Source organism: Microbacterium sp. UBA3394 (assembly GCF_002358725.1).
In the GTDB taxonomy this organism is placed as follows: domain Bacteria; phylum Actinomycetota; class Actinomycetes; order Actinomycetales; family Microbacteriaceae; genus Microbacterium; species Microbacterium luteum.
Genome location: NZ_DEPK01000250.1, coordinates 5,663 through 12,243 on the forward strand (window position 1 = coordinate 5,663; position 6,581 = coordinate 12,243).

The window sequence follows — 6,581 nt, forward strand, 5'->3', positions numbered from 1 at the left end:
GCGCCCTGACCACCCGCGACCCGGACGGGCTCGCGTCGGCTCTGGCCAAGCTCTCGCAGGAGGGGAGGCCGCTGCAGCGGGAGAACACGTCCATGGCGCATCTGTGGTTCGCGAATCCGCTCGCGCCGAAGGCCTTCGCCAAGATGTTCGCGACCCACCCGCCGATTCCCGACCGCATCGCACGACTCCACGAGATCGGCGGCTCCTTCTGAGGTGTCAGAAGCCGCTGTCGGCTCAGAAGGCGCGAATCACCAGCTGCGCGCCTTCGAAGGTGATCGCGCCGCGCATCATCCAGTCGTCGGTGCGGTAGGTGCGCGGTTCGTCGCCGTCCCGCGCCTGGCCGCGGACGGTGGCGACGAGCACGCCGTCGGAGGCGACGAGGACGCCGTCCACACCGAGGCCGGTCACGCTCGGGTAGGCATCGATGCGGTAGTCGATCGACGCGATGGACGTGAAGTCGGCCGGCCACGGCACGTCGAATCCGCACGAGGCGGGAACGCTCTGCGCGGAGACCGTGCACGCGTCGGCCCACGCATCCACCGCGCGTTGCACGGCGTCGACGGCCCCCGCGGCGAGTTCGGTCTCGACGACGACGTGCACCGATTCCTGCGGGGTGATCGCGGCATCCGTCCGACCCGACAGCACCTCTTCGGGAACGGCGACGACGCGATAGACCGCCGGAAGCACGTCGACGACGGTGTCGACCTCGACCACCGCGTCGCCCATCGTGACGGCTGCGCCGGGAGTGGTGGATGCCGACAGCTCACCGAGGTCGTCGCCGGCGACCTTCCAGCCGTCGCTGTCGCCGATCAGGGCGAACTGCAGCGGCCGGCGCTCCCCGGCGAGCTCCGCCGAGGCGGTCACCGCGCCCTCGTCGCCGTCCACGACCACATCGTCGATCCGCGGGTCGACGATGTGGTCCGCGCCCGCGAACGCGTCGATCGCGAGCGGCGAGAGCGATCCCCTCCGAACCTCATGGATGGTGTCGATGTCGCCCTGCTCGAGCGCGGTGAGGTAGACCTGCGCGACATCCCGCGGGGCCGATGCCCGATCGGCGGTCGAGGTCCACCACCACACCAGCGCTGCGGCTCCGAGCACCACAGCGACCGATGCGACGACGACCGCGACGCGACGGCTCACGACGCGACCTCGGCCGACGCATCGGGCTCGGCGGGAGAGAGGGCTTCGGGGCCGATCGGTCCGGCATCGTGGCGGGGTGCGTCGCCGAGCATTCGAGCGATGTCGTCGGTCGCATCACCCCAGTGCGAAACCGAGACGGTCTCCAGACCCTGCCAGGAAGCAGCGGCGCGCAGGCGATCGGCGACCGCCTCGGCGGCGTCGCGGGGGGCGCCGTGCTCCCACCAGGCCGACTGGACGAGCAATCGGCCCGTCGGTCGGTCCGCCTTGAGATCGACGCGCCCGACGATGTCGTCGCCGACGAGCACGGGCAGGGAGTAGTAGCCGAACCGGCGGCGGTTCGCGGGGGTGTAGATCTCGATCCGGTAGGAGAAGTCGAACAAGCGCTCGGCGCGGTCGCGGAACCACACCACCGGATCGAAGGGCGTGAGCACGGCTGCGGACTCGATGCGCCGCGGCAGTCGCGCGTCGCGATGCACCCACGCCTTGGCGGGGCGTCCGCCCGAGGTCCAGCCCTCGACCGTCACGGGCGAGAGGTCGCCCGCGTCGACGAGGTCGCTGACCGCGGCGATGATCGCCTTCCGGTCGCGGATGCGCCAGTAGTCGGCGAGATCGGCGGCGGTCGCGACCCCGTATGCCGCCGCGGCTCGACGGACGAGCTCGCGGATCGCGTCCTCGCGGGGCACGGGAGCGCGTGCGTCGTCCGGGATCACCTGGGACGCCAGGCCGTAGCGGCGTTCGAATCCCCGGCGCCCGGCGATGGCGACCTCGCCGTACAGCCACAGGTACTCGAGGGCGGACTTCACCTCGTCCCAGTCCCACCAGGGTCCGCGCCGGGACCGGTGGGCGTCTCGCTCGATGTCGGCCGGACGCAACGGTCCGCGAGTGGCCAGCTCGTCGCGCACCCACGACACCGTCTCGGCGTGGCGCCGCGTCCAGCCGTCGGGGGCGTCGTACTTCCGGCGCAGCTCCCGCATCCGGAAATCGAACAGTCCCCAGTCCGCCGCGGGGATGAACGCGGCCACGTGGGCCCAGTACTCGACGAAGGGCGCCCGCCGCGCGAACAGGAGCCGGTCCAGGTCGGCGGTCTCATAGCTCCCCAGGCGCGAGAACAGCGGCATGTAGTGCGATCGGGCGAAGACGTTCACGGAATCGATCTGGAGAGTGCCGAGGCGGCGGATGGTCGCACCGAGCGTGCGCACCCCCGCGCGGCCGTCGACGGGGCGCTTGCCGAAGCCCTGGGCGGCCAGCGCGATCCGACGCGCTTCCGGGGCGCTCAGCGTCTCCTTCACCCGGTCAGCCTAACGGCCCCCTCCGACGCGGCCCCGGCCTCACGGGGACCTAGACTGGCGTGATGAGCGGTCCAGACGACACGTCCCGTGGCTCGTTCTTCTCCGCACTGCGCGATCGCACCCGCATCGTCTCGGGAGAGCTGAGCGAGCAGGTTCCGCGTGGGCTGCGTCTGACCGCGGAGTACGCCTGGCGCTTCCTGCTCATCGCCGCCGCGATCGGCGTGCTCATCTGGCTCATCATCCAGTTGAAGCTGCTGGTCATCCCCATGATGGTCGCCATCCTCGTCACGGCGCTGCTGTGGCCCTTCTTCTCCTGGATGATCCGGCACCGCTTCCCGCGGTGGATCGCCATCGTCATCGCGCTCCTGGGCACCTTCGCCGTCGTCGCCGGCCTCGTGTGGCTGGTGACCTGGCAGATCTCGCGCGAGTGGCCATCGGTGCAGCAGCGAACCGTCGAAGCGGTGGGGGAGGTGCGGGACTATCTCGTGCAGGGTCCCCTGCACCTGACGGAGCGGCAGATCGACGATCTCCTCACACAGGCGGGAACATTCCTGCAGCAGCAGGCCGAACTGCTCTGGTCGGGAGCCCTCGCCATCGGCACGACCGTCGGACACGTGGCGACCGGTGCCCTCCTGGCCGTCTTCATCCTCATCACGCTGCTCGCCGACGGTGCCGGCATCTGGCGCTGGACCACGAAGCTGTTCCCGAAGCGCACGCGCGCGGCCGTCGACGGAGCCGCCAAGGCGGGGTGGGTCACCGTCATCAACTACGCCCGCACCCAGCTGCTGGTCGCCACGATCGACGCCATCGGCATCGGGGTCGGCGCCGCGCTCCTCGGGGTGCCGCTGGCGATCCCCATCGGCGTGCTGGTGTTCCTCGGCGCGTTCATCCCGTTCGTCGGAGCCGTCGTGACCGGGGCTCTCGCGGTCTTCCTCGCGCTGGTCTACAGCGGTCCGTGGATCGCGCTGTGGATGCTCCTGGTCGTCCTCGGGGTGCAGCAGCTCGAGGGGCACGTGCTGCAGCCGCTGCTCATGGGGTCGGCGGTGAAGGTCCACCCGCTGGCGGTCGTCCTCGTCGTGGCCGGCGGTGCGATGATCGCCGGCATCCCGGGTGCTCTGTTCGCGGTGCCGCTGGCCGCGTTCGTCAACGTCGTCGCGGTCTATCTGGGCGAGCGCGCCTGGGAGACCGGCGCCGATCCGCGTGTGACGGCGGATCTGATCTGGACCACCGTCCCGAGAACGAGGAGGACGCGCGCGTGAGCGCCCCCACCATCGAAGACTTCGCCGATGCCGCCGCCACCCTGGACGGCGTGATCACCCGCACCCCGACGGACCGCTCGCAGTTCCTCTCCGACCTGCTCGGCGTGCCGGTGCATCTCAAGCTCGAGAACCTGCAGCGCACCGGGTCGTTCAAGATCCGCGGTGCCACCTACCGTCTGTCGCGCCTGAGCGAGAAGGAGCGCGGACGCGGTGTCGTCGCCGCCTCGGCGGGCAACCATGCGCAGGGGGTCGCGCTCGCGGCGCAGACCCTGGGCATCCCCGCGACCATCTTCATGCCGCTGGGCGTGCCGGTCCCGAAGCTCCTCGCCACCCGTGGCTATGGCGCTGACGTCGTGCTCGAAGGGGCCACCGTCGAGACACCGCTGCGCCTGGCCGCCGAGTACGCCGAGCGGACCGGCGCCGTGCTCATCCACCCCTTCGACCACCGAGACGTGATCGTCGGCCAGGGAACGCTCGGGATCGAGCTCTACGACGAGGTTCCCGATCTCGAGACGGTCGTGCTCGGCATCGGCGGCGGAGGCCTCCTCGCCGGCGTCGCTGCGGCCGTTAAGGCGCGTGCGGCGGCCGACGGTCGGCGCGTTCGCATCGTCGGCGTCCAGGCGGAGAACTCCGCCGCGTATCCCTCGTCGATGGCGGCGGGCAAGCCCCTCGAGGTCGCGACGCGACCCACGATCGCCGACGGCATCGCCGTCGCGCGACCGGGGGACCTGCCGTTCGAGATCATCCACGACCTCGTCGACGAGGTCGTCACCGTGACGGAGGACGACATCGCGCGCGCACTGCTGGTGCTGCTCGAGCGCGCGAAGCAGGTCGTCGAGCCGGCGGGCGCCGTCGGTGTCGCGGCGATGCTCGCGGGCAAGGTGACCGCGACCGGAACCACCGTGACGGTGCTCTCCGGGGGCAACATCGATCCGCTGCTGCTGCAGCGCGTCGTCGCACACGGGCTCGCGGCCTCGGGGCGCTACATGAGCCTGCGGATTCCGCTGCCCGACCGGCCCGGCCAGCTGGCCAAGGTGTCCGAGCTGCTGGCGCTCGCCGGGGCCAATGTCATCGAGGTGCTGCACACCCGTCACGGTCAGGGACTGCAGATCTCCGAGGTGATCCTTCAGCTCAGCGTCGAGACGCGCGGCGAGGAACACCGCGCACACGTCATCTCCACGCTCGAGCAGGCGGGATTCACCGCGACAGTCGTCCCCGATTGAACGCCGAACGGGCCGCATCCGCGCACACGCGCGAAGCGACCCGTTCGGGGCAGGCCGCTCGCGGCGGCCCGGGATTCACTGACCGTCGTACGTCTCGACCTTGACGATCTCGACGGCGATCTCCTTGCCGTTCGGGGCGGTGTACGACACCTTCTCGCCTTCCTTGCGGCCGAGGATGGCCTCGCCGAGCGGGGAGACCTCGCTGTACACGTCGAGCTCGGTGCCGCCGGCGATCTCGCGGTTTCCGAGCAGGAACGTCTCCTCGCCTCCGGCGATGACCGCGGTCACGACGGTTCCCGGCTCGACCACGCCGTGACTCTGGGGCGAGTCGCCGACCTTGGCGGACTTCAGCAGGGACTGGAGGGTGCGGATGCGCGCCTCCTGCTTGCCCTGCTCGTCCTTCGCGGCGTGATATCCGCCGTTCTCCTTGAGGTCGCCCTCTTCGCGCGCGGCCTCGATACGCTTGGCGATCTCCTCGCGACCGGTGGTCGAGAGGTGTTCGAGCTCGGCCGTCAGTCGGTCGTGCGCCTCCTGCGTGAGGAACGTCACCTGGGCATCGCTGGACACGTCACATCTCCTTCGGTTCGGATGGGACTGCTGGTTCGGACCGGACTGTCGTACGAGAATTCCGGTGCGGGTAACCGAAACGCCCCGGGCATCGGCCGGGGCGTCAGTCGTCTGTGTCTCGACAGACTATGTCACCCAGCACGTGTTGACAAAACCGGTGGTGGCTTCGCCGACGGTCGGGATGTCCTCTCGAACGGCGACCGAGTGCCGTTCGGACGCGGGGTACTGCACGATCTTCCATCCCACGACGCCGTGATCGGGATCCCGCGCCTCCAGGGCGCACGCCACGTCGCGCCCGGCGGGCGCGACCATCTGGAAGCTGAGGGTCACCGAATGCTCGTCGACGACCTCGAACGCGACCGTCTCGACCTCGACGTCGTCGAGGACGTTGCTCACCGCGCCCCAGGCGATCGCTCCGGCCAGGAGTGCACCGACGCCGATCGCGACACCGGCGACGACGCGTCGTCGCGCGGAAGGCGTGCGACCGTACCGGTCGTCGAGCTGCTCGGGGGTCGTCATGCGGCACTGCTCCGGAAGATTAGGCTGAAGACCAGGCTATGCGCTCCGGCGCGGATCGAGGAAACATGCACGATGCGCTCGTCGCTCTGGCGACCGCGACACCCACGCCGACCCCTGCCGAGCTCGTCGACCCGGATCTGGTGACGCCCGGCCCGTGGGGCTTCCTCGTGTTCGCGCTCCTGGGCGTGGCGGTCATCGTGCTCATCACCGACATGCTGCGCCGCATCCGTCGGGGGCGCATCCGTGCTGACATCGACGAGCAGCTCGACGCCGAGCAGGCGGCCGCCGACGCACGGGCCGACGAGGAGCCCGCTGCACTCGAGGACGATGGCCCCGGGAACGGGGGAGACGACCCGGACGAGCCGCGCCGCTGACGCGGGAAGGTCAGCCCGCGTGATAGGCGGGCTGCAGGGCGATGAGCAGGCACGCCGTCCAGTGGCACAGGAACGCCAGCACGGTGCAGACGTGGAAGATCTCGTGGAAGCCGAAGTGACCCGGCCACGGGTTGGGGCGCTTGAGCGCGTAGACCACGGCGCCTCCCGTGTACAGGAGGCCGCCGACGATCACGAGGATCATCATCGCCG

8 protein-coding genes and 1 pseudogene are annotated in these 6,581 nt (G+C 70.4%); 4 read left to right on the forward strand and 5 right to left on the reverse strand.

Features of this window, described 5'->3' with window-relative positions; translation table 11 throughout:
- Window positions 1-212: pseudogene (locus tag B4E30_RS14880) on the forward strand (M48 family metalloprotease); the annotation flags it as partial.
- Between the two features lie 22 nt (window positions 213-234).
- Here B4E30_RS14880 and B4E30_RS14885 read toward each other — a convergent pair.
- Both B4E30_RS14885 and B4E30_RS14890 read right to left on the reverse strand, forming a co-directional pair.
- Window positions 235-1,140, reverse strand: coding sequence for a hypothetical protein (locus B4E30_RS14885; protein ID WP_286795930.1), 906 nt, complete (start codon window positions 1,138-1,140; stop codon window positions 235-237).
- Window positions 1,137-2,429, reverse strand: a complete 1,293-nt coding sequence (locus tag B4E30_RS14890; RefSeq protein ID WP_286795932.1) for a winged helix-turn-helix domain-containing protein — start codon at window positions 2,427-2,429, stop codon at window positions 1,137-1,139. Before B4E30_RS14890 ends, B4E30_RS14885 begins: the two co-directional genes overlap by 4 nt.
- A gap of 62 nt (window positions 2,430-2,491) precedes the next feature.
- Here B4E30_RS14890 and B4E30_RS14895 point away from each other — a divergent pair, with 62 nt between their 5' ends.
- Window positions 2,492-3,688: an AI-2E family transporter gene (locus B4E30_RS14895; RefSeq protein ID WP_286795933.1), complete on the forward strand. Its 1,197-nt coding sequence runs from the start codon at window positions 2,492-2,494 to the stop codon at window positions 3,686-3,688.
- Complete coding sequence (ilvA, locus tag B4E30_RS14900) at window positions 3,685-4,911, forward strand: threonine ammonia-lyase (RefSeq protein ID WP_286795935.1); 1,227 nt, start codon at window positions 3,685-3,687, stop codon at window positions 4,909-4,911. Before B4E30_RS14895 ends, ilvA begins: the two co-directional genes overlap by 4 nt.
- Before the next feature lie 75 nt (window positions 4,912-4,986).
- Here the strand turns inward: ilvA and greA are convergent, their stop codons facing one another.
- A complete protein-coding gene (greA, locus tag B4E30_RS14905) occupies window positions 4,987-5,478 on the reverse strand; it encodes a transcription elongation factor GreA (RefSeq protein WP_071042877.1) in 492 nt (163 codons plus the stop codon).
- 126 nt (window positions 5,479-5,604) lie between these two features.
- On the reverse strand, window positions 5,605-5,997 hold the full coding sequence (locus B4E30_RS14910; protein WP_286795936.1) for a DUF4307 domain-containing protein: 393 nt from the start codon (window positions 5,995-5,997) through the stop codon (window positions 5,605-5,607).
- 65 nt (window positions 5,998-6,062) lie between these two features.
- Here B4E30_RS14910 and B4E30_RS14915 point away from each other — a divergent pair, with 65 nt between their 5' ends.
- A complete protein-coding gene (locus B4E30_RS14915) occupies window positions 6,063-6,371 on the forward strand; it encodes a hypothetical protein (RefSeq protein ID WP_286795937.1) in 309 nt (102 codons plus the stop codon).
- Between the two features lie 10 nt (window positions 6,372-6,381).
- Here the strand turns inward: B4E30_RS14915 and B4E30_RS14920 are convergent.
- Window positions 6,382-6,581 (reverse strand): hemolysin III family protein (locus B4E30_RS14920; RefSeq protein ID WP_286795938.1); only part of this gene is annotated, 200 nt, incomplete at its 5' end.